This is a genomic window from Streptomyces sp. NPDC102437, from assembly GCF_044765565.1.
Lineage (GTDB): Bacteria > Actinomycetota > Actinomycetes > Streptomycetales > Streptomycetaceae > Streptomyces.
The window spans coordinates 196,927-222,446 of sequence record NZ_JBIWKI010000012.1 but is presented as its reverse complement, the minus strand read 5'-3'; the positions used below and the strand labels follow the sequence as shown (position 1 = coordinate 222,446).

At 71.5% G+C, this 25,520-nt stretch carries 18 protein-coding genes and 1 pseudogene; 6 read left to right on the top strand and 13 right to left on the bottom strand.

Annotated features, from left to right (window positions below; translation table 11 throughout):
* Positions 1 to 11: 11 nt before the first annotated feature.
* The 3 genes from ACIRJP_RS18050 to ACIRJP_RS18040 form a co-directional block, all read right to left on the bottom strand.
* On the bottom strand, positions 12 to 1,556 hold the full coding sequence (locus ACIRJP_RS18050; RefSeq protein WP_404174580.1) for a protein kinase: 1,545 nt from the start codon (positions 1,554 to 1,556) through the stop codon (positions 12 to 14).
* Positions 1,553 to 2,245 (bottom strand): hypothetical protein, encoded by a 693-nt coding sequence (locus ACIRJP_RS18045; protein ID WP_404174577.1) that lies wholly within the window; start codon positions 2,243 to 2,245, stop codon positions 1,553 to 1,555. The genes ACIRJP_RS18050 and ACIRJP_RS18045 overlap by 4 nt, the downstream gene beginning before the upstream one ends.
* Before the next feature lie 135 nt (positions 2,246 to 2,380).
* The gene (locus ACIRJP_RS18040) at positions 2,381 to 4,465 is read right to left on the bottom strand and encodes an N-6 DNA methylase (protein ID WP_404174574.1); all 2,085 of its coding nucleotides are present in this window, start codon (positions 4,463 to 4,465) and stop codon (positions 2,381 to 2,383) included.
* A 234-nt stretch (positions 4,466 to 4,699) separates the two neighbouring features.
* Between ACIRJP_RS18040 and ACIRJP_RS18035 the strand changes: the two genes are divergently transcribed.
* Together ACIRJP_RS18035 and ACIRJP_RS18030 are read left to right on the top strand one after the other, a co-directional pair.
* On the top strand, positions 4,700 to 5,536 hold the full coding sequence (locus ACIRJP_RS18035; protein ID WP_404174571.1) for a DUF4190 domain-containing protein: 837 nt from the start codon (positions 4,700 to 4,702) through the stop codon (positions 5,534 to 5,536).
* Positions 5,537 to 5,564: 28 nt separating this feature from the next.
* Positions 5,565 to 6,296: a hypothetical protein gene (locus ACIRJP_RS18030; protein ID WP_404174568.1), complete on the top strand. Its 732-nt coding sequence runs from the start codon at positions 5,565 to 5,567 to the stop codon at positions 6,294 to 6,296.
* A 76-nt stretch (positions 6,297 to 6,372) separates the two neighbouring features.
* On the opposite strand, the gene ACIRJP_RS18025 is transcribed toward ACIRJP_RS18030, so the two are convergent.
* The 5 genes and pseudogenes from ACIRJP_RS18025 to ACIRJP_RS18005 form a co-directional block, all read right to left on the bottom strand.
* Positions 6,373 to 7,137 carry an HNH endonuclease family protein gene (locus tag ACIRJP_RS18025; RefSeq protein WP_404174565.1) on the bottom strand — a complete coding sequence of 255 codons (765 nt, stop codon included), beginning with the start codon at positions 7,135 to 7,137 and terminating at the stop codon, positions 6,373 to 6,375.
* Positions 7,138 to 7,273: 136 nt separating this feature from the next.
* A pseudogene (locus ACIRJP_RS18020) lies at positions 7,274 to 7,492 on the bottom strand (SDR family oxidoreductase); the annotation flags it as partial.
* Positions 7,493 to 7,587: 95 nt separating this feature from the next.
* Positions 7,588 to 11,118, bottom strand: coding sequence for a transcription-repair coupling factor (gene mfd / locus ACIRJP_RS18015; RefSeq protein WP_404174562.1), 3,531 nt, complete (start codon positions 11,116 to 11,118; stop codon positions 7,588 to 7,590).
* Between the two features lie 461 nt (positions 11,119 to 11,579).
* Entirely contained in the window at positions 11,580 to 14,165 is a 2,586-nt protein-coding gene (locus ACIRJP_RS18010) for an ABC transporter permease (protein ID WP_404174560.1), read from the bottom strand.
* Positions 14,162 to 14,950: an ABC transporter ATP-binding protein gene (locus tag ACIRJP_RS18005; RefSeq protein ID WP_383761681.1), complete on the bottom strand. Its 789-nt coding sequence runs from the start codon at positions 14,948 to 14,950 to the stop codon at positions 14,162 to 14,164. Before ACIRJP_RS18005 ends, ACIRJP_RS18010 begins: the two co-directional genes overlap by 4 nt.
* A 500-nt stretch (positions 14,951 to 15,450) precedes the next feature.
* Between ACIRJP_RS18005 and ACIRJP_RS18000 the strand changes: the two genes are divergently transcribed.
* From ACIRJP_RS18000 to ACIRJP_RS17990, 3 genes are all read left to right on the top strand, one after another.
* On the top strand, positions 15,451 to 15,909 hold the full coding sequence (locus tag ACIRJP_RS18000; protein ID WP_404174557.1) for a DUF485 domain-containing protein: 459 nt from the start codon (positions 15,451 to 15,453) through the stop codon (positions 15,907 to 15,909).
* A complete protein-coding gene (locus ACIRJP_RS17995; RefSeq protein WP_404174554.1) occupies positions 15,906 to 17,522 on the top strand; it encodes a cation acetate symporter in 1,617 nt (538 codons plus the stop codon). Before ACIRJP_RS18000 ends, ACIRJP_RS17995 begins: the two co-directional genes overlap by 4 nt.
* Before the next feature lie 218 nt (positions 17,523 to 17,740).
* The gene (locus tag ACIRJP_RS17990) at positions 17,741 to 17,935 is read left to right on the top strand and encodes a hypothetical protein (RefSeq protein WP_382931578.1); all 195 of its coding nucleotides are present in this window, start codon (positions 17,741 to 17,743) and stop codon (positions 17,933 to 17,935) included.
* Between the two features lie 80 nt (positions 17,936 to 18,015).
* On the opposite strand, the gene ACIRJP_RS17985 is transcribed toward ACIRJP_RS17990, so the two are convergent.
* Positions 18,016 to 18,975, bottom strand: a complete 960-nt coding sequence (locus ACIRJP_RS17985) for a MarR family transcriptional regulator (RefSeq protein WP_404174640.1) — start codon at positions 18,973 to 18,975, stop codon at positions 18,016 to 18,018.
* 402 nt (positions 18,976 to 19,377) lie between these two features.
* Here ACIRJP_RS17985 and ACIRJP_RS17980 point away from each other — a divergent pair, with 402 nt between their 5' ends.
* The gene (locus ACIRJP_RS17980) at positions 19,378 to 19,764 is read left to right on the top strand and encodes a hypothetical protein (RefSeq protein WP_404174551.1); all 387 of its coding nucleotides are present in this window, start codon (positions 19,378 to 19,380) and stop codon (positions 19,762 to 19,764) included.
* Positions 19,765 to 19,774: 10 nt separating this feature from the next.
* On the opposite strand, the gene ACIRJP_RS17975 is transcribed toward ACIRJP_RS17980, so the two are convergent.
* The 4 genes from ACIRJP_RS17975 to ACIRJP_RS17960 form a co-directional block, all read right to left on the bottom strand.
* Positions 19,775 to 21,676, bottom strand: coding sequence for a protein kinase (locus ACIRJP_RS17975; protein ID WP_404174548.1), 1,902 nt, complete (start codon positions 21,674 to 21,676; stop codon positions 19,775 to 19,777).
* A 101-nt stretch (positions 21,677 to 21,777) separates the two neighbouring features.
* A complete protein-coding gene (locus ACIRJP_RS17970) occupies positions 21,778 to 22,671 on the bottom strand; it encodes a cellulose-binding protein (RefSeq protein WP_404174545.1) in 894 nt (297 codons plus the stop codon).
* 186 nt (positions 22,672 to 22,857) lie between these two features.
* Positions 22,858 to 24,012 carry an IS30 family transposase gene (locus ACIRJP_RS17965; protein ID WP_404174542.1) on the bottom strand — a complete coding sequence of 385 codons (1,155 nt, stop codon included), beginning with the start codon at positions 24,010 to 24,012 and terminating at the stop codon, positions 22,858 to 22,860.
* Between the two features lie 160 nt (positions 24,013 to 24,172).
* Positions 24,173 to 25,520 (bottom strand): SUKH-4 family immunity protein (locus tag ACIRJP_RS17960; protein WP_404174540.1); only part of this gene is annotated, 1,348 nt, incomplete at its 5' end.

Here is a 25,520-nt window from a genome sequence, read left to right as displayed (position 1 = left end):
CGGGCCGGGCGTCAGCCGCCCCGCACCTCCACCTGGCGGTCGAGCCGGCGGCGCAGCTCCACCGGCAGCGGGTGGTGGGGCCCGTAGGCCCGCTCGGCGTCGTACAGCAGGGCCTGGAGCTGGACGCGCGCCGTCACATGGTCTCCGAGCGCGAGCAGCAGGTGCGCGATGCGGTTGCGGATCTCGAAGGCGCGGGCCGGGTCGCCGCCCGTGGTGCGGTGGTTCTCGAAGTACGGGAGGACCGCGCGGTACTCGGCGAGGGCGGCGGCCGGTTCACCGAGCTGTTCCAGGCACTGGGCCGCGTCGTAGCGGAACTGGAGCGTCTGCGGGTCGGCCGGGCCGGCCTCCGCCGCGCGGTCGCCGGCGAGCCGGCGCAGCTCGGGCAGGGCACGGCGGTACTGGCCGTCGTCCATCAGCGTCGCCGCGTACTGCTTGCGCAGGATGCGGACCACGGCGGAGTCCTCGCCGTGCTGTTCGGCGGCGACGGGGAGGATCGAGCCGAGGATGTCCACGGCCTGGGTGATCCGGCCCTCGCCGAGCAGTTTCTTGACGTCGTCGACGGCGGCGGCCACATCGGGCCGGGCTGCCGCGGTGGCGGGCGGGGCCGGTGCCGCGGGCTGGGGCCGGGTGGCGTTGCGGTCGGGCCACGGGGCGTGCGGGCGCAGGAAGGGGCGGGTCGGGTCCAGCGGTCCGACGGAGAGGCCGGTGCCCGGCGCGGGAAGCAGCGGGGCGAGGTGCTCGTACACCTCCTGGGCGCCGGACGGGCGGTGCTGCGGGTCCTTGGCGAGCAGCCGCAGCACCAGCGCTTCGAGCGGCTCGGGGATCTCCGGCCTGATCCGGCGGACCGGGACCGGCGGCTCGTAGAGGTGGCGGTGGAGCACGCCGAGGGCGGTGGACCCGGCGAACGGGACTTCCCCGCTGAGCAGTTCGTGGAGAAGCACACCGAGGGCGTACAGATCGGTGTACGGGCCCACGGCGCCGCCCATCGCCTGCTCGGGCGCCATGTAGGCCGGGGAGCCGATCGGTGAGCCGGTGTGGGTGAGCCGGGTGGTGTCGGTGTCCAGGACGGAGGCGACGCCCAGGTCGAGAACGGTGACGGTGCCGTCCGGACGCACCATCACGTTGCGGGGCTTGAGGTCGCGGTGGACGATCGGCACCGCGTGCACGGCACACAGGACGGCGCAGAGCTGGGCGGCGACCGCGACGGACCACTGCCAGGGGTACGGCTCGTGCTCGGCGAGGTGGTCGGCGAGGTCGGCGCCCTCGACGTACTGCATGACGAGGAACAGGTCGTCGCCGTCGCTGCCCGCGTCGTGGACGGTGACCAGGCCCGGGTGGTCGACCTGGGCGGTGACCCGGCACTCACGGACGAAGCGGCGGCGCACCTCGTCCGCGGCCTCGCTGTCGATGGGGCCGGTGACCCGGTCGGGGCGGAGCAGCTTCACCGCGACGCGGCGGTCCAGGCGCTGGTCGTAGGCGGTCCAGACCTGGCCCATGCCGCCCTGGCCGAGGATGGTCGCCAATTGGTACCGCCCACCGATGAGACGCCCGCTCACCGGTCTTCCTCCTTGCGGAGGTAGTCGCTCAATTCGTCGAGCTCGGCGCGGACCTGGTCGATGCGCTGGGGGTGGGGGTGCGAATGGGGCCGGGGTTGGGGTTGAGGTCGGGGCGCGGCGGGCGGCTGGGGCCCAGGTGACGGCTGAAGCTGCGGCTGCGGCGGGAGTTGGGGCGCGGCGGGCGGGTGCTGTACGGGCAGGGGCGGCGACGGCACGGGCGTGGGAGCAGTCGCGGGCACGGGCATGGGCGCAGGAGCGGGCGCGGGCCTCCCCATCGGCACCGTGGGCGCGTGCGGGTACCCGTAGCCGTACCCGTGTCCGTAGCCGGTCACCGGCTGCTGTCCGGTCAGCCGTTCGTAATGACGGATGTCCCCCACCAGGTAGTACGCGAGCGAGCCCAGCATCACCACCAGCAGCAGCGGGATGAGGACGTAGTCGATGCCGGTCGGCTCGTCGCTGCCGTCCCGGCCGAGGACCGGCAGGAGCACGCAGACGAACACGAACCCGGCACCGGTCAGCCACCAGTCGTACGCCCGCCGGCGCACGATCGCGAGCCGGAGCAGCGGAGCCCACAGCAGGATCCCGAGCGAGCCCACCGAGAGCACGCCGAACAGCACCCGCATCGAGACGATCCAGGCCCGGCTGGGAACCCGACGCGGCAGCGTCGGCGGATGACCCGGGGCGTACATGGCTGCTCCTGGAGACCTGGTCGTTGAACATCCGCGCACACGCTCCATGCACGCAGATCCGAGCGTAGAGGGCGACACCGACAACCGGCCCCGGGTTGTACGGAACCGCTGTGGTTCAGCTCACTCCGGTTCGGTTCACTTCGGTGCGACCGTGCCGTCCGTCAGCCCGTCGTACATCCCCTGCACGAGCTGTCCGCCCAGCCGGCCGGCCAGCCTGAGCGCGTCCTCGAACTCGGCCAGGGCACGGAACCGTTCCCCGTACCGCTGCTGCTCCGCGAGCGGCAGCCGGGGCAGTTGGAGGCGGCGGGCGTCCAGCCGGGTGGCGGTGGAGGCGTAGCTGCTGGCCTGGCGGTTGTTGGCGGTGCCGCGCAGGAAACCGGCCAGGAACCAGGGGTCGAGGGCGGCCGGATCGGGGCGCAGCAGCTGGAGGTTGCGGCCCAGCGCGGCGCCCGCGGTGGCGTCGTCGATGACGCGGGCGGCGGAGCCGCCGCCGAGCACGGGGACGACGACATCGCCCGGTTCGACGAGAACCGGCTCCTCGGCGGGTCCGTCGGCGGGCAGGCTTCCCGAAGGGGCGGTGGATCCGAGGACGTCGTGTTCGGTGAGCACGGGCCCCTGGCCGGTGCCGGAGCCGCCGGTGCGGAGCTGGAGGGCTCCGGCGCGGGCGAGTTCACCGACGGTGGTGAGGGGCCAGTGGGCCGGGTCGGTGAGGGTGACGGCGGGCGGGGTGAGGGCGCCGGTGCGGCCGAGCGTCTCGGTGAGCCGCTCCCGTACCCGCATCAGTTCGCCGGGTCCGCCGGCGGCGGCCGGCGGTGGCAGATGGCGGGCGGGGGCCAGGTCCACGTCGTCGTCGAGGAGTTCGATGACGGGGACGGCGCGGCCTGCGCCGGGGCGGGCCCCGGCCGGGGCGGCACCTTCGAAGGACCGCCAGGCGTCGAGCACGGCGCTCTGCACCGCCTGCCAGTCGAGCCGGTCGCGCCCGCCGGTCGCGGAAGCCTGCCCTCCCGAGGCCGGTTCGGCGGGCTCGGCGGTGTCGACGAGCAGCAGTTCGGGCGAGGCGGGCGAGCCGCTGCCGGGCTTGCGGAGTACCCAGAGGTGGAGCGGGATGCCGTACGGGGGTGCGGCGCCGGCCGGGAGTGCGATGACGGCACGCAGGGCGCCGCGGCGCAGCAGATCGGCGCGGATCCGGCGGCCGGAGCGGCGCGAGGCGGCGGCCGGGGGCATCAGCAGCACGGCGGTGCCGCCCTCGCGCAGATGGGCCAGGGCGTGCTGGACCCAGGCGAGTTCGGACTCGGTGCGGGCCGGGAATCCATACTCCCAGCGCGGGTCGTAGGCGAGTTCGTCGTGGCCCCAGTTGCGCTCGTTGAACGGCGGGTGGCAGAGCACGGCGTCGGCGGCGAGCTGCGGGAAGGCGTCGGCACGCAGGGTGTCGGCGGTCCGTGCCGCCAGGGCGCAGCCGGGGCCGGTGTGCAGGGCGAGCCGCAGCGCGGTGAGCGCGGCGAGGTCCGGGTCGGTCTCCTGGGCGTACAGGGCGGCGGGGTTGCCGACGGCGCGCAGCAGGGCGCCGGTGCCCGCGGCCGGGTCGAGGACCGTACGGGCGGGCCGCTCGCCCGTCTCCACGAGGGCGGCCATCAGTTCGGCGAGTCCGGGCGGGGTGAGTGTGTACTGGCGCGGGTTGGCGTCCAGCTGACGTCCGAGGAGGAACTCGAAGGTCTCCCGGGTCCCGGTCCCGGCGGCGAGTTCGGCGGCGGCGCGGAGCAGCGGAACGGACGGGAGCAGTTCGGCGGGGCTCGGGGTGTGAACGGCCCTCCCGCCTTCCGCCGCCGGTCCGAAGCGGGTGGTGAGCACCTTGTCGACGGCGAGGGAGAGCACGCCGGCCATCCGTTCGTCCGACACGGCGGTGATCTCCGGCCAGGCCCTGGGGCTGGTTCGCAGGAGCAGCAGGGCGCAGCCCGCGTGGACCAGGGCGGGGACCGCTCCGGCCGGGTGCCCGGCGACCTGCTGCCAGACCCGTTCGCCCAGCGGGATCTCGGCGAGTTTCCCCTGGTCGCGGAGCCATTGCTCGACCTCGGGCAGCGCGAAGGACGGGCTCGTCTCGGTGCCGCCGACGGGCTTGGGGAAGTCGGCGTGGCGGCGGCGCCAGTTGCTGACCGCGGCGCGTCCCACCCCCGCCAGCCGTGCGATCCCGGCCGCGGTCACCTCTGTCGAGTTCTCCGGCACTGGCTGTCTCCCTGGCTGGTCCTGGCACTCGTCCCGGTACTGGTTGTCGGCGAGCATACCGACCCGATTCACACGACACCGATTCACAGCGTGCATCAACCCCTTCCGCGTGTATCGTGTTGACTCGGTTCACAAGCTCTGCTGTGATTGACCCATCGCCGCACAGGGCGATGCACCGGAGCGATGCACGGAACCGCTCACCACCCATTTCTGCTTTCGCCGGAGGGCACAGCCATGTCCCAGTTCACGCAGCCGCCGCAGTCCCCGCAGCCCCAGCAGCCGTACGCCCCCGCCCAGACGCCGGGGATGCGCCCGGCCCGTAACGGACTGGGCATCGCCGCCCTCATCCTGGGTGTCATCGGCGCCGTCTCCGGCCTGATCCCGTTCCTGTTCTGGCTGGCGGGCATCCTCGGCCTCATCGCCCTGATCCTGGGCCTGGCCGGCCGGGGCCGGGCGAAGCGCGGCGAGGCCACCAACAAGGGGATGGCGACCTTCGGTGCCGTACTCGGCCTGATCTCACTGATCCTCACGGTGGTGGGCGCGGTGATCACGTTCAAGGCCGTGGACGACGCCGTGAACGACCTCAACAAGGCGGTCTCCGACATGACGGCCTCCGCGAAGCCGAAGCCCGGCGGCGACTCCGCCAAGGGCGGGGGCGCGGACAAGAAGAAGGAGACCGGCGAGGCGCTGGAGGCCGGCGACTCGGCCGTGTACGACGACGATCTGACGGTCACGGTCGGCGACGCCACCTCGTACACCCCGGACGCGTACGCTGCCGGGCACACCAAGGGCCAGAAGGCCTACCGGGTCGCCGTCGTCATCGAGAACGCGGGCAAGGAGAAGTTCGATTCCGCGCTCGTCAGCGTCTCGGCACGGGCCGGCCAGGACGGCATGGACGCCGAGCAGATCTTCGACAACAAGGTCGGCACGGGCTTCAGCGGCACGGTCCTGCCGGGCAAGAAGGTCACGGTCCAGTTCGCCTTCGACACCCCGGCTGACGCCAAGAACCTGACGGTCGAGGTCAACCCCGGCTTTACGTACGACGCCTCGCAGTGGGACCTGAAGCTCTGACCGTCCTTCCGAGACCGGAGCCGACACCATGCGCCTTCCCGCCCGCGCCTCGGCAGCCGCCCTGAGTGCCGCGACCGCCCTCACCCTCGCGACGGCCTGCAACCTGCTCCCGGACGAGGCACCCGACGCCACCGCCCCCTACGCCCGGCTGACCGCCCCCGAGGTCACCAACAAGGCCCTCGCGGCGACCCGCGCCGCCAAGTCGGTACGCATGACGGTGCGGACGACCACGCCCGAGGGCCCGGTGGAGGCGTACGTGGCCACGGACATCAGGGGGGAGTGCACGGTCACCCTCTCCATGGGCGCGGCGGGCACGCTGGAGCTGGTGCGGACGGGCGGCACGGTCCGCACCCGCTCCGACGCCGCGATGCTGCGATCGGCCTCCCCGCCACAGGCCAAGAACCTCACCGGCCGCTGGGTGAAACCCACCACCGCCGACCGGCACGCGAAGCTGGCCGAACGCTACTGCGACCGGGAGACGTTCCTCGGCGGCCTCGCGCCGAAGACCGGAACGGCCCGCAAGAAGCGGACGAGCGCCGCCGGCTCCGTCACCCCCGCCCTGACCGTCACCGGCAGGACGGACGACGGAAAGTGGGCGGCGGACATAGCCACCGAAGGCAGACCCTTCCTGCTCCAGCTGCACCTGGCCCCGTCCCACCAGCAGGGCGCACCGGAGCGCGACACCCCCCGCACCGCCCCGGTGACAGTCGAATTCTCCGGATTCGACAAGCCGTTCAAGGCGACCAGGCCGAAGCCCTGACCCCCTGGACGCTCCGGACCACAGAACCCGCCCCAGGGCGGGTTTCCGTGCGCCCTGGACTGCCCGGTCTCCTCGGTCACCCGCCGCACTGCTCCAGCATCGCCGTCTTGTCGGCGGTGGTGACCGGCAGTCCGTACTTCAGGGACACCTGCGCGAACCGCACCGCGTACGAGCAGCGGACCGGCTTGTACGGCGGCAGCCAGGAAGCCGGCCCCGAGTCGCGCTTGGCGTTGTTGGCCGGCCCGTCCACCGGGATGAGATTGAGCGGGTCGTTGGCGATCTGCTGCCGCTTGGCCTCGTTCCAGCGCGAGGCGCCCATCTGCCAGTCGTACGAGAGTGGCATGACATGGTCGATCTGGACCTTGGTGGCCTGCTGCTTGCGCCAGTCGATGGTGGAGCCGGTGTACGGGTCCTTGAGCGTCATCGACACGACCACGCAGTGCGAACCGGACCGGAACTTCAGGTCTTTGCCGTCCCTGGCGAGGAGGTCGTTACGGGTGTCGCAGCCGTTCCTCGCGAGCGGTATCCCGTCGACCGAGTCCTTCCACGCGTAGCCGAACTTGTCCCGCGCGTACCCGGTCTTCGGCCCCCGCCCCTTGGTCGCCACCTTCTCGATGACCTTCCGCCCGGCAGTCCGGTCCGCCTCGGACGTGAGCGGCGCGAGCCCCGGCTTCGTCCCCTCGGCGTTGTCGAGCGGACTGGCCCCGAAACCGGTGACGGCCCGCCCGCCGCCACCCCCCTCGGAGCGCGAGGGCTGCTCGGGGTCGCAGCCGGCCAGGGCCAGCACCGCCGCCACGCTGAGGGCGGGCAGCATCACTCGGTATGCGCGGGGAGATATCACTCGGAACCGTCCTGACGGGGAGAAAGACGAACCCGGAAATCCTACGGACGCCTTCCCAGCTGACGGGTGTTCATGAGCACGCCGCCGACCCGATGCGGCCGGAATCACATCCTCCGCCCGTGGTCCGCTCCCCGGCTCAGGGCCGCATTCCGCCGTCCACGCGCAGTACGGTGCCGGTCACACAGGAGGCGCGGTCGCTGAGCAGCCAGGCGGCGGCCTCGGCGATCTCGTCCGGGGCGGCCGCGCGGCCCAGCGGGGTCTGTGCGTTGAGCTGCTCGATGATGCCGGGAGAGCCCGCCTCCCACTCGTGGACCATCTCGGTGAGCGTGGTGCCGGGCCCGATGGCGCTGACCCGGCAACTCGTGAACGAGCTCGCCGACGACTTCGGAGTCGATGCTCATGTCGTCGGCAAGACCGTCCGGCTGGTGTTCAAAACCGCACCCGCGCGCCTCACGACCCCAGGATCGTGGTCAGGAACTCCCCCGTCCACGCCAGCAGTTCACGGCCCACGACCGGCTTCCCGCCGACCCTGGCAGTGGTGGGGCGGGGGACCAGGATCTGGTGGACGGCGGGCTTGATGACCGTCTTCGGGTACAGGCGCTTCAGGCGCAGCTCCTGCGATTCGCGCAGCTCGACCGGAGCGAACCGGATGTTCGGGCCCTGGAGGACGATCTCGCCGACGTCGCAGGCGCGGGCCAGCATGCGCAGGCCGGCGACCAGGAGGAGGTTCTCGACCGGCTCGGGGAGCTTGCCGTAGCGGTCGGTGAGTTCCTCGCGGACGGCCCTGATGTCGTCCTCGGTGCCGGCGGAGGCGATGGCGCGGTACGCCTGGAGGCGCAGCCGCTCGCCGGGGGCGTAGTCGTGGGGGACGTGGGCGTCGACCGGGAGCTCGATCTTGACCTCCAGCGGCGGCTCCTCCTCCACGCCGCCTTCGAGGGAGGCCCGGTAGTCGGCGACCGCCTCGCCCACCATGCGTACGTACAGGTCGAAGCCGACGCCCGCGATGTGGCCGGACTGCTCGCCGCCCAGGAGGTTTCCGGCGCCGCGGATCTCCAGGTCCTTCATCGCCACGTACATGCCCGCGCCCATCTCGGTGTGCTGCGCGATCGTGGCGAGGCGCTCGTGGGCCGTCTCGGTGAGCGGCTTCTCCGGGGGGTAGAGGAAGTACGCGTAGCCGCGCTCGCGGCCACGGCCGACGCGGCCGCGCAGCTGGTGGAGCTGGGAGAGGCCGAAGTTGTCGCCGCGCTCCACGATCAGGGTGTTGGCGTTGGAGATGTCGATGCCGGACTCGACGATCGTCGTGGAGACCAGGACGTCGAACTTCTTCTCCCAGAAGTCCACCACCACCTGTTCCAGGGCCTGTTCGGACATCTGTCCGTGCGCCGTCGCGATCCGGGCCTCCGGGACGATCTCGCGGAGGCGGGCGGCGGCGCGGTCGATCGACTCGACCCGGTTGTGGATGTAGAACGCCTGGCCCTCGCGGAGCAGTTCGCGGCGGATGGCCGCGCCGATCTGCTTCTCCTCGTACGGGCCGACGAAGGTGAGGACCGGGTGACGCTCCTCGGGCGGCGTGGTGATCGTCGACATCTCACGGATGCCGGTCACCGCCATTTCGAGCGTACGGGGGATGGGCGTCGCGGACATGGTGAGGACATCCACGTTGGCGCGGAGCTTCTTCAGCTGCTCCTTGTGCTCGACACCGAAGCGCTGCTCCTCGTCGACGATGACCAGGCCCAGGTCCTTGAACCTGGTCTCGGAGGAGAACAGGCGGTGGGTGCCGATGACCAGGTCGACGGAGCCCTCGCGGAGCCCTTCGAGGGTCGTCTTGGACTCGGACTCGGACTGGAAGCGGCTGAGCGCCCGCACGTTGACCGGGAACTGGGAGTAGCGCTCGGTGAACGTACCGTAGTGCTGCTGGACCAGGAGGGTCGTGGGTACGAGGACGGCGACCTGCTTGCCGTCCTGGACCGCCTTGAACGCCGCCCGGACCGCGATCTCCGTCTTGCCGTAGCCGACGTCGCCGCAGATCAGCCGGTCCATCGGGACGGACTTCTCCATGTCCTCCTTGACCTCGGCGATGGTGGAGAGCTGGTCGGGCGTCTCCGCGTACGGGAAGGCGTCCTCCAGCTCGCGCTGCCAGGGGGTGTCGGGACCGAAGGTGTGGCCGGGTGCCGCCATCCGGGCCGAGTACAGCTTGATCAGGTCGGCGGCGATCTCCTTGACGGCCTTCTTGGCGCGCGCCTTGGTCTTCGTCCAGTCGGCGCCGCCGAGCCGGTGCAGTGTGGGCGCCTCGCCGCCGACGTACTTGGTGACCTGTTCCAGCTGGTCGGTGGGGATGTACAGGCGGTCGCCTGGCTGGCCGCGCTTGGCGGGGGCGTACTCGACGAGGAGGTACTCGCGGGTGGCGCCCTGCACGGTGCGCTGCACCATCTCGATGTAGCGGCCCACGCCGTGCTGTTCGTGGACGATGTAGTCGCCGGTCTCCAGCGTCAGCGGGTCGATCGTCTTGCGGCGGCGGGCCGGCATCCGGCCCAGGTCCTTGGTGGCAGTGCGCTGACCGGTGAGGTCCGTCTCGGTGAGCACGGCGAGCTTCAGCGCCGGGTCGACGAAGCCGTGGTCGATCGCGCCGCAGGAGACATGGACGACGGACGGGGAGATCTCCGCCAGGTCCGGGTCGAGGCGGGCGGCGATGCCCTCGCCGCTCAGCACCTCGACGGTACGGGAGGCGAGGCCCTGGCCCTCGGTGACGTACACCGTGCGCCAGCCGTCGGCGATCCAGCCCTTGGTGTCGGCGAGCGCGCGGGCGGTGTCGCCGCGGTACGACTCCGGGGCGTGCATCGTGAACTTGAGGGTGTCCTCGTCGAGCTCGTCGTCGGCGGCGAACGGGGAGACCGACCACCACATCATCCCCAGCTCGCGGGCCCGGTCCCGGACGTCCGCGATGCCCCACAGCGAGGCCGCGCCCACATCGATCGGGGCCTCGCCGCCGCCCGCGGTGGCCGCCCACGACGCCTGGAGGAACTCCTGGCTGGTGGCGACCAGGTCGGCGGCCCTGGTACGGACCCGCTCCGGGTCGCAGACCAGCGCCATCGAGCCCTTCGGCAACACGTCGAGCAGCAGCTCCATGTCGTCGACCAGGACCGGGGCGAGGGACTCCATGCCCTCCACCGCGATCCCCTCGGCGATCTTGTTGAGGAGTTCGCCCAGCTCGGGGTGGGCCTCGGCGAGCGCGGCGGCCCGTTCCCGCACCTCGTCGGTGAGCAGCAGCTCGCGGCAGGGCGGCGCCCACAGTCCGTGCTCCGCGATCTCCAGGGACCGCTGGTCGGCGATCTTGAAGTAGCGGATCTCCTCGACGTCGTCACCCCAGAACTCCACCCGAAGGGGGTGCTCCTCCGTCGGCGGGAACACGTCCAGGATGCCGCCGCGTACGGCGAACTCGCCGCGCTTCTCGACCAGTTCGACCCGGGAGTACGCGGCCGCCGCCAGCGCCTCGACCGTCTTGCCGAGATCGGCGCTCTCGCCGATGCGCAGCGCCACGGGTTCCAGGTCGCCGAGCCCCTTGACCTGCGGCTGGAGCACGGAGCGGATCGGCGCGACGACGACGGAGACCGGGCCGGTCTCGGGGTCGTCCGCCCTCGGGTGCGCCAGGCGGCGCAGCACGGCGAGGCGGCGGCCCACGGTGTCCGAGCGGGGCGAGAGCCGCTCGTGCGGCAGGGTCTCCCAGGACGGGAACTCGGCGATGGTGTCCGGCGGCAGCAGGGTCCGCAGCGCGGCCGCCAGGTCCTCGGCCTCCCGGCCGGTCGCGGTGACGGCGAGCACGGTCCGCCCGGTCTCGCGGGCCAGGGCGGCGACGGCGAAGGGGCGGGCGGCGGGCGGACCGACGAGGTCGACGTGCATCCGGTGGCCGTCGCCGGCGGCCTTCACCGCTTCGGAGAGTGCCGGGTCACGTACGACGACATCCAGCAGACCGTGCAGGCTCATGAAGGGCTTCCGTCCGGGTAACTAGGGCGAGGTCCGGCAGCCGGCTGCTGCCAGGGCGACACGAAGAGCGACGCGCAGGGCAACGCGAAGCGCCCGACACGTGCTGGGGGCGGCTTCTGGATCCTGCCGTATCAGGGAGCGAGGGCCGGTGCGTGCAGCTGCAAGGCGGAGGAGGGCGCCCACGCGGAGCGTAGGCGGCTGACGACAACGCAGCAGATGTGCGTGCCGGCCCTCGCGAGCCCGGCAGGATCCAGAAGCCACCCCCTGGCGTACCGGGGGGTTCCCAGCGTACGACTCCGCGGTGACAGCCGCGCCCGCAATCCACGCCCGGCGAGGTGTTCGGACGCGGTGCCACGGCGGGGCGTCCGGGCGGCGCCCCGCACGTACGAATCCGGCCCCGGGGTGTTTGGAGGAACACCCCGGTGCCGGATCAGGTCATCCTACGTCGGCCGTCGCCCGCGCTAGTCGGTGGCGATCGCGTTCAGGACATTCATCCGGCCCGCCCGGAACGCCGGGACCAGGGCCGCGAACAGGCCGACGAAGGCGGAGGCGAAGAAGACCGTGAGGATCGTCGGCCACGGGATCTCCAGGACACCGAGGCCCTCCAGGGCCAGCAGCTTCTGGGCCGCCGTGCCCCAGCCCATGCCGAGGCCGAGGCCGAGCAGGGCTCCGAAGACGGCGATGACCACCGACTCCAGGCGGATCATCCGGCGCAGCTGGCGGCGGGAGAGACCGATGGCGCGCATCAGGCCGATCTCCCGGGTCCGCTCGACCACCGACAGGGCCAGGGTGTTCACCACACCCAGCACGGCGACGATGATCGCGAGCGCCAGCAGGCCGTAGACGATGTTCAGCAGCTGGCCGATCTGGTCCTTGAGCTGCTGCTTGAAGTCGGCCTGGTTCTTCACCTCGTACTGCGGGTACTTGACGAGGGCGTCCTTGAGACCGGCGTACGCCTCCTTCTCCTTGCCGTCCGCGGCCTTCGCGAACATGATCATGTTCTGCGGCATGGTGTCGGCGGGAACGTAGCGCTCGGCGGTCGTGATGTTGATGTACATCGCGCCCTTGTCGATGTTGACGTCGTCCGAGGTGATCGCGGCGACCTTCAGCTTCGCGGTCTCGCCGCCCTTGAACGCGACGGTGATCCGGTCACCGACCTCGACGTGGTGCTCGGTGGCGTACGTCTCGCCGACCGACATGGCGTCCTTGCCGTACGCGGCGGCCAGCTCGCCGGAGACCGTCTCGCGGCGGACGTCGTCCTTGTACGTGGGGTCGGCGGCGACCAGGCCCTCGCTCCCGGTGGAGCCGTCGGGGGCGGTGATCGAGGCGCTGACGGACCTGTACGAGGTGACGTGGTCGATGTCCCCCGCCGCCCGGACGGCCTTCGCCGCCTGGTCGACGATCAGCCCGCCGCCGCCACCGGCCGGCTCGATGATGAAGTCGGCGCCCACCGACTTGTCGAGTTCCTCGGTGGCCGAGGCGACCATGGAGGAGCCGACGACCGAGAGGCAGGCGACCAGGGCGAGGCCGACCATCAGGGCGGCGCCGGTGGCGCCGGTGCGGCGCGGGTTGCGCAGGGCGTTGCGCTCGGCGAGCCGTCCCACGGGGCCGAACATCCGCAGCATGACCGCGCTCAGCACCCGGACCACGAGGCCGGCCAGCAGCGGGCCGATCACGATGAAGCCGATGAGGGTGAGGAGCACCCCGGCACCGAGCATGAGCGAGCCCTCGGCCGACTCGTCGGCCCTCGTCGCGGCGAGCAGCGCGGCGCCGCCGGCCAGCGTGAGGACCAGGCCGATCGCGGCCCGGACCCGGCCCGCGCGGCCGTCCGCCGGGGTTCCGGCCTCGCGCAGGGCGGCCATCGGGGAGACCTTCCCGGCCCGGCGGGCCGGGAAGTACGCGGCGACGACGGTGACGACGATGCCGAGCACCAGGCCGACCACCGGGGTCGTCCAGGCGATGGTGAGGTCCCCGGTGGAGAGTTCCATGCCCATGGCGCCCATGAGCTTCATCAGGCCGACGGCGAGGCCGACGCCCGCGCCGACGCCGAGGAGCGAGCCGACGACGCCGAGGAACAGCGCCTCGATCAGCACGGACCGGTTGACCTGCTTGCGGCTGGAGCCGATGGCCCGCATCAGGCCGATCTCGCGGGTGCGCTGGGCCACCAGCATCGAGAAGGTGTTGACGATCAGGAAGATGCCGACGAGGAGGGCGATCCCGGCGAAGCCGAGCATGGCGTACTTCATGACGTCGAGGAAGGAGCCCATCGAGTCCTTGTTGGCCGCCGCCGCCTGCTCCTGCGTCTGGAGCTTGTACGCGGAGGTGTCGCCGAGCGCCGTGGCGACGTTCTTCTTCAGCTGCTCGTCGGAGACGCCCGCTTCGGCGGTGACGGAGACAATGCTGAAGACGTCGGGCGCGCCGAGCAGCTTCGTCTGGGCGGTTACGGTGTCGAAGTAGACGACAGCGGCGCCGGGGTTGGTGACCTTGAAAGTGGCGATGCCGCTGATCGCGGCCCTGATGTCGCCGCCCGCGGTGATGGTGCGCAGTTCGTCGCCGAGCTTCAGGTGGTGCTTCTCGGCGGTGTCGGCGTCGACCATCACCTCGGTCGGTCCGCGCGGTGCGTGGCCTGAGGAGATCTCCATCGAACGGAGGTCGTTCCGCGTCCAGTTGCCCGCGATCGTCGGGGCGCCCGAGGTCGGGCCCAGGTTCTTGTCGTGGCTGTCGACGACGGTGACGGACATGCTGGAGACCGCGCCCTCGGCCGCCTTCGCGCCGGTGGCCTTCGCGGCCTGCCCGACGGCGGACGCGGGGACCGTGACGGGCTTGCCGTTCTCCGGGATCCCGTTGTTCTCCTCGGGGTCCTTCGGGGAGACCGTGACATCGGCCGCGGTCGCGGCGAAGAGCTTGTCGAAGGTGGTGTTCATGGTGTCGGTGAAGACGAGCGTGCCGCACACGAACGCCACCGACAGCAGGACGGCCACGGCGGAGAGCGCCATGCGTCCCTTGTGGGCGAAGAAGTTCCGCCGCGAGGTCTTCCAGACGGTCATGACGTCCGCCCGCGCGAGTCGAAGTCCTTCATGCGGTCGAGGACCTGGTCGGCCGTCGGGCTGTGCATCTCGTCGACGATGCGCCCGTCGGCGAGGTAGAGGACCCGGTCCGCGTAGGAGGCGGCCACCGGGTCGTGGGTGACCATGACGATGGTCTGGCCCAGCTCGTCGACCGACCTGCGCAGGAAGCTCAGCACCTCGGCTCCGGCCCGGGAGTCCAGGTTCCCGGTGGGCTCGTCGCCGAAGATGATCTCCGGGCGGGCGGCGAGCGCCCTGGCCACCGCGACGCGCTGCTGCTGGCCGCCGGAGAGCTCGGTCGGCCGGTGCTTCAGCCGCTCGGCGAGACCGACGGTCTCCACGACCTGCCGCAGCCAGGCGGCGTCGGGCCTGCGGCCCGCGATGTCCATCGGCAGCGTGATGTTCTCCAGCGCGTTGAGCGTGGGGAGCAGGTTGAACGCCTGGAAGATGAAGCCGATCCGGTCCCGGCGGAGCTGGGTGAGCTTCTTGTCCTTGAGCCCGGTGATCTCGGTCTCGTCGAGGTAGATCTGCCCCGAGCTCACGGTGTCCAGGCCGGCCAGGCAGTGCATCAGGGTCGACTTACCGGAGCCGGACGGCCCCATGATCGCGGTGAACTGCCCCCTGGCGATGTCCACGTCGACATGGTCGAGTGCGACGACCCGGGTCTCGCCCGCCCCATACGCCTTGACGACCTGCCGCGCCCGCGCGGCGACGGCCGTAAGCCCTCCGGTGTCCCCGTGCCTGGGAATGGTCACAGCCGTTGTCACGGTTTATCTCCTATGTCGGTCATCGTAAGGGTTGTGTCGGCGCGCATTGCAGAGTCTGGTGTCGGGAGCGGGTCCGGCGCACTGATGCCCAGCGCAGTTCCCGGGCGGGGTTTTCCCCACCCTCCCTCGCCCCCGGGGAAACGTCGCTGTGTAGGAAAACGTTAAGGAACCGGCCCCCGCCGTAACGTCCTCCGCCGGGAGGAACCGCCCCTGGCGAGAATTAAGGAGCTCCCCCTAGGGGTCTCGGCCCCCGGGCGGAGACCCGTGTCAGGGGCTCCGACCAACGGTGTACCGAGGGCCTCGCCGGAAGGCCCCGTTCCCGCCCGGCCGCCACCTCCGGTTCACCCGGCCTCACGCAACTGAGCCATTACCGTGGGTAATTCAGGCCACCCTCTCCCCAACTGCCGTACCCACAAGTAATGTTCGCGCATCCGAACGCACCCGCACTCCTGCCTTGCCGCCCGCCCCAGGACCCGAGCCATGCAAGGAGCAGCACCCCGATGTCGCACGGAAACCCGCCCCCGGCCCCCCACTCCTCCTGGCCCGGACCGCTGCCGAAGCCGTCCCCTCACTATCGGCCGCCGCCCCAGCAACACGCCGACTATCTGCTGCCCTGGCAGAGCTCCGAGACCGCACCCGACGCCCCCGATGCCTCCGGCGCCCCCACACCCGCGCCCGGCCGCCACAGCGACCTGCGCCGGCTGCGCACCTCGTACCGGGCCCTGCGGCGCACCGCGGCGCTGACCGCGCTCGGCTACTTCGTGGTCTTCCTGCTGCTCTCCGGATACGCCAAGGACCTGCTGGACCAGCCCCTGTTCGGCGGCCTCAACATCGGCCTGGCCCTGGGGCTCTGCCAGCTCCCCGTGACGCTGCTCGCCATCGCACTGTACGAGCGGACCGCCCGGCGCACGGCCGATCCGCTCGCCGCCCGGCTGCGAAGAGCGGGAGCGGCCCGATGAACGGATTCGACAACTCCGCGCAGTCGATGTCCCTGGTGGCCTTCCTCGCCGTGGGCACCGTGGCACTGCTGCTCTGCGTGATGACCGGCCCGGACCGTGACGACGTCGACGAGTTCTACACCGGCTCCCGTTCGCTCTCGCCCATGCAGAGCGGCTTCGCCCTCGCGGGCGACTACCTCTCCGCGGCCACGGTGCTCGGCACCACCGGCATCATCGCCCTCACCGGCTACGACGGGATGATCCTCGCCCTGAGCATCACCCTCTCGCTCGTCCTGCTGATGTTCCTGCTCGCCGAACCGCTGCGCAACGTGGGCGGGTTCACCATGGGCGACGTGTTCGTGCGCCGCGCCCCCGGCCGCGCGGTCCGCATCACCGCCTGCGCGGTCACCCTCGCCGCGCTCGTCCCGATGATGGTCGTCCAGCTCGCCAGCAGCGGCGATCTCCTCGCCTTCATCCTCGGGTTCGACACCTCCGGGTTCCGCACCGGCGCCATCATCGGGCTCGGCACCCTGATGATCGGCTACGCGGCGATCGGCGGCATGAAGGGCACCTCGCTGATCCAGATCGTGAAGACCGTGGTCCTCTTCGTGGCCTCCTTCACCATCGCCGTCATGATCATGAACCGGTTCGACTGGAACACCGACTCGCTGCTCTCGGCCGCCCGGCAGAGCAGCGGCGCGGGCGCCGAGTACCTGCGCTCGGGGCTCCAGTTCAAGGGCAGCGGCCTCGACATGGTCAGCTCCGAACTGACCGTGGTGCTCGGTGCCGCCTGCCTGCCGCACGTGGCCATGCGCATGTCGAGCGCCCGCTCCACACAGGCCGTCCGGCGCTCGATGTCCTGGGCGATATCCGTGGTCGCCGCGATCTGCCTGCTGCTCGTCGTGATCGGCTTCGGCGCGGGGGCCCTCGTCGACCACGACGTCATCACCGGTGCCGGGGCGTCCGGGAACAGCGCGATCCTCCAGATCAGCGGCGAGGTCGCGAACGGTACACAGCTGGGGGCCCTGATCATCACGACGATGACGACGGCGATCTTCCTCACCCTGCTCGCCTCCGTCGCCGGAATGATCCTGGCCTGCGCCAACTCCCTCGCCCACGACCTGTTCGCGCACGGCCTGCACGGGGTGCGCGACCCCGACCGCAAGCCGCTGGCCGGCCTGTCCGAGATGCGTACGGCACAGGCCTCGGCGATCGTCGTCGGACTGCTCGCCACCGTTCTCGCGGTCGTGGCCAGGCACTGGAACGTGCAGGCACTGGCGACGCTCTCGTTCTGCGTCGGCGCGTCCGCGCTCGCCCCGGCGCTCCTCTACAGCATGTTCTGGCGACGCTTCACCCGCACCGGACTGCTCTGCACCCTCGTCGTCGGCACCCTCACCACCCTGGTTCTGATCACCGGAACCAACCTGGTCTCCGGCTCCCCCACCTCGGTCTTCCCCGACCACGACTTCAACTGGTTCCCGTACACCACCACCGGGCTCGTCTCCATCCCCGCCGGATTCCTGGCGGGCTGGCTGGGCACGGTCCTCCCCCGCCACACGGCCCCCGCGGCTCGCCGCCTCTACCAGAGCGAGGAGCCCCGGATCCTGGCGGGCGCCCCACCGGCACGCCGCTGAGCCCGGCCCTCGCACGCTCCACGGCACCCTGTCGGCAGGCAGTACGACAGCCCCGCGCACTCCGGATCGAGGGTGCGCGGGGCTGATCGGGTTCCGACTCTAGGTCACCCTGAATCCCCTTGGTAGTGGGATCGCTACGGAGCGGAGTTGACGTGTCCGAAGAGAACGTTGCCGTGAATCGCCATGAGCCCTCTCAAGTCCCGTCCCCCGGAGCCCTCGTGAGGGACGCCGGTCACAGCAACCGGGTCGGGGAGTTCCGAGGGGTCGTCGGCCCGTACTGGGCGTTGCGGCCGGTCGGCGGCGGTATCGAGTGGGAGGCCGAGCCCGAGTGGGTTCGCGCGCTCACGCCCGCCGAGCGGCTGAGCGTCGAGAACGCGTTGCGGAACCTCAGGAGCAGTCGGGGCGGGCTGTGAACGCGGCGCCCAACCTGTCGGGCAGGGTTCATGGTCGACGTGCAAGCGGTTGATGCCCGACGAACCGTCACCGCAGCGGGTCAGGCCGGGTCGGGTTCGCGGCAGGGGCGGCAGAGGCCGTCGCGGAATGCTTCGGGCCGTCCGGGGGCGCCGCATTCGGTGCACTCGACCATCAGACGGCGTGCGGGAGTTCCCGGCGGAGCTGGGGTGGAGGCGGGCAGTCGGGGCGGGAGCTTGTCGCGGAGGCGGCGGCGGACGAAGCCGAAGGGCGAGTCGACGGACGCGGGGAGCCCGGCGGTGAGCGCGTGCGTCAGGTAGTCGGCGTCCACGCCACGCGCGAACCACTCGGCCGCCATCTGTTCCAGCGCCGCGCAGTCCGCTGCCGAGAGGGCCAGGCGGGAGTCGGTACGGCCGAGACGGGCCAGGGCGAGGAAGGCGGGAGAGGGGCGACCGTCGGTCGCCTGCGGCACAGGCAACGGCACTGGCGCCGGGACCGACTCCGGCTCCGGCTCCGGCTCTGCGATGCGCTGCTGCGGCACTGTCGTTACGAGCGGCTGCGCCGGTACGGGCACGGATGCGGGTACTTCGGGCGCGGTGGCCGCTGCGGCTTCCGCAGCCTCCTGCGGTGCGGGGTCGCGCTCCTCGGCGGCCAGGAAGGCGTTCCACCACTCGTTGTCGCGGGCCGTGCGGGACCAGAAGGTGCGGGTGACCCAGCGGACCTGGCCGTTCTCGCCGCTCAGGCACCGGACATGCCGCAGATGACCGGCCACACCCAGGGCCCGTAACGCGCTACCGATGGCCATCTGCCCGTACAGCGGCTGGCTCCTGGCCAGCGACTTGATGTCCATCGCCGCACCGTCGGGCAGCGCGTCGATGTAACCGGCGATGTGCCGCTCACGTTCAGGCAATAGTGCGAAATCACCCTCGTGGGGCTGGAGTTGAGCCGGGACGGAACGCTTTCCGTAGCCGGGCCTGGCCTTCGGGTGGACGCGCGAGGATGCGGACGTGCACGGGGCAGGGCTAAGGTTTGAAACAACCACGGGATCGCCTTTCGGGATCATCGATCTTGGGGCCAGACCCCGGTCAGTGCGGCTAACACTGTGCCGGGGTCGTTCATTTGGCACCGTAAGCAGTCGCGACTCCACGCCGCAAGTCGGTCACGACTAGTCATACTTGCTGGCCGTGACGGGTCCGGGAGGGTGGGGAGGTTTTCCCAACCACCTTCATTTCCCTACCGGTTGTAAGACACCGCTCGAATCCCGGCATCCGGATCCCGGCCCCCGAATCCCGAAGCTCAAGGCCCGGCCCCGAGCCCGTCCCCGTACCCACGAAGGAGTGAACAGGGCCTTCCCGAAGCTCGAAACCCGGCTCCCGGATCTCGGATCTCGAAGGGAGGTGTGTACCCCCTGGCACACACGCGCGAGGTCGGCGATTCTGTCCGCATGCTGCTCCCGATCATCCACAAGACGGCCGAACTGATCGAGGTCGTCCGCATCACCGATCCGATCAGGCATTTCGGCGCCGAGGACCTGACCGGCGACGAGGTCGCTCCGTGGGAGGCGCCCCAGGTCGATCAGGTACTGGCCCTGGTCGGCGACCTGCCGGACGGGGAGATGCGCCGCTGCTTCTCCCCGGGCTGGGGCATCCGGGTCCACGGTGCCACCGGTCTGCTCTTCCAGCTGGCCTTCTGCTTCCACTGCCACGGCGTACGGCTGTGGGGACCGGCCGTCCCGGACGGGCAGGAGGGACTCCACAGTTTCGACGCGGACAGCGCGCCCGCCCAGCAGTTGCTCCGGCGGTTCCGTGCGGCTGCGGAGAGGCGCGCGTAGTCGGGGTCGGTCAGGAGTTGCGCCACAGCTGGGCCGGCTCCGAGGCGTCACACGCCGCCGTCTGGAAGCCGATGCTGCTGAACATCTGGAGGCAGACACCCTCGGCGACGTTCACCAGGGTGTGGCCGCTCGATGTCTTGGTGCCGATCCGCCAGACCTGGGAATCGGAGGAGTTGCAGGCCTCGGTGGACAGCCCCGAGGGGCCGTTCAGCCTGAGGCAGTTGCCGGTGCCCTGGCCGACGAGCTTGAACTTGCCGCCGGGAGTGGGTTTGTACGTCCACTTGTAGTAGAGGGTGGCCCCGTTGTGCGCCGGCTCGCCGCAGACCGAGTTCATGACCATGGAGCCGCCGTAGGTGGAGGCGGACTCACCCACGCACCGGTTGTTGGACGCGTTCTTGAGGTAGTACTGGCCCGAGGGCGCCGGGACCTGTCCGCCGCCCGAGCCGCCGGAACTGCTGGATCCGCCCGAACTGCTGGAGCCTGAGCCCGAACCGGAGCCGCCCGTGGGGTTGGAACCGCCGGAACCGGAGCCGCCCGAGGGACCGGACCCGTCGGAACCGCCCGAACCATCCGTACCGCCCGAACCGCCCGAACCGGCGCCGTCGGCTCCGTCCCTCCCGCCCATTCCGTCCTTACCGTCCTTGCCGTCCTTCGGCTTGCCGGAGGATCCCGGCTTGGAGCTCGACGAGCGGGAGGGCGACTTCGCGGGATCCGCGGAACCGCCGTCCGCCCCGGGCCCCGACGGCCCGGCGGTGACCGAAGGCGTGGCGGCGCCGGAGTCCGTACCGCGCGAACCGCCGATCTGGTACGGCCCGAGCGCCAGGGTCAGGGTCGTGCCCGTCACCACCACGACGGGGAGCGCGATGAGCAGCACCCGGGAGCGGCGACTGCGCTGCTTCTCCGGGACGGCGCCGGCCGTCCGGACGTCAGGCAGGGCAGGCACCACGGCCGGGGCCGGCGCCTGGGGCGGCTCCGGCTCGGGCTCCTCGGGCGGTGGCGGGCTCGCCGCGAACGCCGCCCGCTCGGTGATCCGGTCGGTGACGGCCGGCGGCCACAGGGCGGTGACCGCTGCGGGCACCCGGGCGGCGGCGATCTCGTAGAGCTCGGCGGCCGTCGGCCGGTCCGCGGCGTCCTTGGCGAGACAGGACTCGACCACGGCGGCCAGGTCCGGATCGAGGTCCGGCAGCCGCCCGAGGTCGGGTTCGGTGTGCACGATGCGGTAGAAGAGGCCCGGCCCCGACCCGTCACCGAACGGCGGGCGGCAGTTCGCCGCGAACAGCAACAGACCGGCCAGCGCGAACACATCCGCCGCACCGGTCAGATCCCGTTCGGCCATGGCCTGCTCGGGGGCCATGTAGGCGGGGGTCCCGATGACCATCCCGGTCCTGGTCACCCTGGACTGGTCGGCCGCCCTGGCCACCCCGAAGTCGATCAGGGTCACACCGTCGAGCGTCAGCATGACGTTGGACGGCTTCAGGTCCCGGTGCACCATCCCGGCCGCGTGCACCGCGCGCAGACCGCCCGCCCCGTCGCGCAGCAGCCGCCAAAGACTGTCCGCGGGCAACGGGCCCTCGTTCAGCCGCAGCGCGTCGCTCAGGGTGACGCCGGGGATGTACTCCGTGGCGAACCACGGAGGCTGCGCCGTACGGTCACTGGCCAGCAACCGGGCGCTGACCCCGGACGGCAGCTTGGCGAGATTGTCGAGTTCGTGCCCGAAGTGGGACAGGAAGTCCTTGTCCGCGGCCAGTACCGGCAACACCTGCTTGACCGCCGCGTACCGCCCCGCCGCGGTACCGAGGTAGACCCGGCCCATACCGCCGGTACCGAGGATGCCGAGCAGCCGGAAAGCGCCGATCCGCCGAGGGTCGCCCGGCTCCGTCGGCGTGGCCCCGCTGCCCTGCAGACGTGACACTTCTTCAGCTCCCCCGTGCATGGCGCCAGATTAGCCCAGCCCGAACGAACGCACGACAATTCCTCGGCCAGGCACGGGACTTGGGAGAGGGATCGGCCGGTTCAGTCCTCCGCCGGTGCCACCCGTCCGGTGAGCGCCGCGAGCGAATTGCGTACGTGCGCCATGTGCGCCTGCACCTCGTCGCGGCCCTCCTCGTGCTCCCGCACGATCCGCTCCGTCTCCCGGACCACCCGCTCCTCGCTGACCCTGGCCGCCGCGATCAGCTCCGCGGCCCGCGCCTCGGCGTCCTCCTGACCGTGCCGGGCGGCCTCCTCCGTCTCCGCGAGCGCCCGTCGCGCCTCCTCCAGGCGGGCCTCCGCCTGCTGGGTCAGCTCGTCGTGGTGCGCCGCCTGCGCGGCCTCGGCCCCGGCCAGTTCGAGCTCGGCCGCCTGCCACCGCTCGGAGTGCTCCTGCTCCTGGTGCGCGAGAACGCTCTCGGTACGGCGGCCCGTCTCCGCCATCATGGCCTGCGCCCGCTCCCGGACCTCCGCAGCCTCCTCGCGGGCCCCAGCGACGGCCTCGTCGGCCGCACCCTTCGCCGCGGCCAGCGCCTCGTCGGCGTGGGTCACCGCCGCCGCCCGCATCGCCTCGGCGTCCGCCCGGGCCGAGGCCCTCAGCCCCCGGCCCGCCTCGTCCGCCGCGTCCCGCAGCGCCTGCGCCGCCTCCTGGGCGGCGCCCCGCAAGGACTCCGCCTCGCTCTTGGCCAGGGCCAGGATCTGCTGGGCGCGCTCACCCAGCGATTCGTAGTTCTGCGGGGCGAGCCCGGCGACGACCTCACTCAGCCGGACCGATTCCGCCGACAACTCCTCCACCAGCGCCGTCAGCCGGGACACCTCGTCCAGCGCCGCGTCCCGCTCCGCCGACAGACCGGCCACCGCGCGGTCCACCTGCTCCGGACGGTAGCCACGTCCCCGTACGCCGACGAAGCCGTGCGCGGACACCGGTGCAGAACTCATCCTTGAAGCCTCTTTCCGACTCACCGACCACCAGCAATACGTCAAGGATGCGGCAATTGACACAGAAGTCGGAATCGATCAGCTGCATTCCGGACGGAAGCGACAGGCATCACAGGCACCACGGACAACACATGGCACGGCGCCCGGCCCCTCTCGGCGAATTCGAGGGGTCGTCGCAACACGTGATCACTGACGTGTGGTGGCGAGCAGTTTAGACAGACGCTCGGCTGGGGTTTCCCAGCCGAGCGTCTTGCGTGGGCGGCTGTTGAGCTCGGCAGCGACCACGTCGAGGTGCTCACGGGTGTGTCGGGACAGGTCGGTTCCCTTGGGGAAGTACTGCCGCAGCAGGCCGTTCGTGTTCTCGTTCGAGCCGCGCTGCCAGGGGCTGGCCGGGTTGCAGAAGTAGACCGGGATGTCCGTGGCCATGGTGAACGTCTGGTGGGCAGCCATCTCCGAGCCCTGGTCCCAGGTCAGGGAACGCCGAAGGTGAGGCGGGAGGATCTTCACCGTCTCGACCAGGGCGTCGCGTGTGCTGGCCGCGCTGTGATCGATGGGCAGGTGCGCGAGCATCACGTAGCGGGTGGTGCGCTCGACGAGCGTGCCGATCGCGGACTTGCCGTCCTTGCCGATGATGAGGTCGCCCTCCCAGTGGCCGGGGACGGCCCGGTCGGCGGCTTCGGCAGGCCGGTCGCTGACCATCACCATGTTCGGGATGTTGCGGGGCTGACGCTTGTAGGACTGGCGGTGGGGCCGGCGCCGGGCCCGGCCGGTCCGCAGGGCCCGGGTCAGCTCGCGGCGGAGTTCGCCGCGGCCTTGAACGTAGAGGGCCTGGTAGATCGTCTCGTGGACCACGTGCATCTCCGGCCGGTCGGGGAACTGCCTGCGTAGAGCGTGGCAGATCTGCTCGGGGCTCCAACGGCGTTCGAGGTGGTCCTGGATGAAGTCCCGCAGCTCGGGGTTCTGGCCGATCTTCCCAGTCTTGGGGCGGGGCCTGCGGGCCTCCGCGCGGCTGTGGGCGGCATGAGGCCGGTAGGTCCACTGGTTGCCCCGCCACATGGCGCCGTTGCGGCGTATCTCCCGGCTGATCGTGGAGGGGCTGCGGCCCAGCTCGGCGGCGATCGTGCGGATCGACGCCTTCTCCCGCAGCCGGTCGGCGATGTGAATGCGGTCTTCCTCGCGCAGGTACCGGGAAACGCCGGAAGCCGGAGCCTCCACGTGATGGATCGGAGGCTTCGGCTTCCCGCTGTTCGGCGTGTGCCAGCCGTTCCGCCATCTCCTGCCGGTCCGCAGGTTGATACCGATGAGCCGGCAGGCTTCCTTGTTGCTATACCCCTGACGCATGAGCTGGGAGTATGCCTCCCGCTCACGCGTCAGAGGACGGCGCCCCTGAGGCCCCCGGTCCTCTCGAATCGTGAAGTCCATCGCATCCCCTGAGCTGGGGTGTTGCGACGACCACTAGAACTCAAGCTCGGTGACCGGGCGCTGCCGCGTGCCTGCCGGATCAGATCAGCCCGTCCCACATCTGTTCGAGCAGTACGGACCACCAGCTCTCCGGCGACGCCAGCGCCGCCGCGTCCAGCGCCACCAGCTGGGCCTGGAAGTCGACCGTCCAGCGGCCCGCCTGCTCCGGGTTGAGCCCGAAGCGCAGCCGCCACATCCGGCCGAGCAGCGCCATCGAACGCTGGAACTCCGGCAGCCCCGTGTTCACGAACTGCGGCGCCACCGACTGACCGCCCGGCCCCGCCTCGACCGGCACGGCCACGATGTTCGCGGTCCCGTACTGGACACAGATCGCCCGCCCGAAGTCGGACCCCATGACGAGGTACGACCCCGCGTCGGGGGCGGCCTGCACCTGACGCTGCGCGGCGAGCTCGGCGAGCGTGGGCACCACCGGCTGACCGGGCTGCGCCCAGAAGAACGGCCCGAAGTCGGCGGGCAGCCCCGCCCACACCAGCGTGCGCGCGACGGTCTCGGGCACACCCTGGCGGGAGACTGCCCGCTGGTCGAAGCGGCAGATGCCCTGCGGCCCGAAGGTCTGCAGCAGCTCGTCCGCGATGGCCTCCGGCGGCGCCGCCATCGCGGGCGGCATCTGCGGCAGCGGCGCCCGCACCGGCGCCGGACGGGCCGGTCCGTCCGCCACCTGGTGCAGTTCGCCCTGGTGGGTGAGCAAATGCTGCATGCCCTGCTGACGGCTGGCGTGATCGGTGCCGTACGGAGCGACGCTGGTGATCCGCACCTGCGGCCAGGTCTCACGGATCATCCGCGCGCAGTAGCCACCGGGCAGCTCACAGGACTCCAGCTCGGTGTGGAGCTCGATGACCTGCTGCGGCGGCACGTTCATCGCCCGCAGCTCGTGCAGCATCTGCCACTCGGGGTGCGGGGTACCGGGCGCCGAACGCCGGATCAGCTGCTGCTCGCTGCCGTCGGGCGCGCGGTAGCGCAGCACTGCCTGGTAGCCGGGCCCGACGGTCGGCTGACCGGTCGGCGCCTGCGGGTACCCGTACGCCGGGGGCGGCGGGGTGTGCGGATTCGGCGGTACGGGGCCGGGGGCCCCGCCCTGCGGCGCTCCGGGCGGACCGGGAGGGCCGGGCGGGCCCGGAGGCCGGGGCGCGCCGGGGCCACCCATGCTCGGGTCGGCCAGCATCGTCGCGGCATGGTGCACCCCACCACCGGGCGGAGGCGTCGAACCAGGCGGCGGAGGCGGCACCGGAGCACCGGGAGCACCGGGCGGACCGGGAGGCAGCGGCGCACCAGGGGCGCCATGAGCACCCGGCGCCCCGGGCGGACCGGGAGGTGCGGGCGGCCGAAGCGGGCCCGGCCCACCCATGCTCGGGTCGGCCAGCATCGTC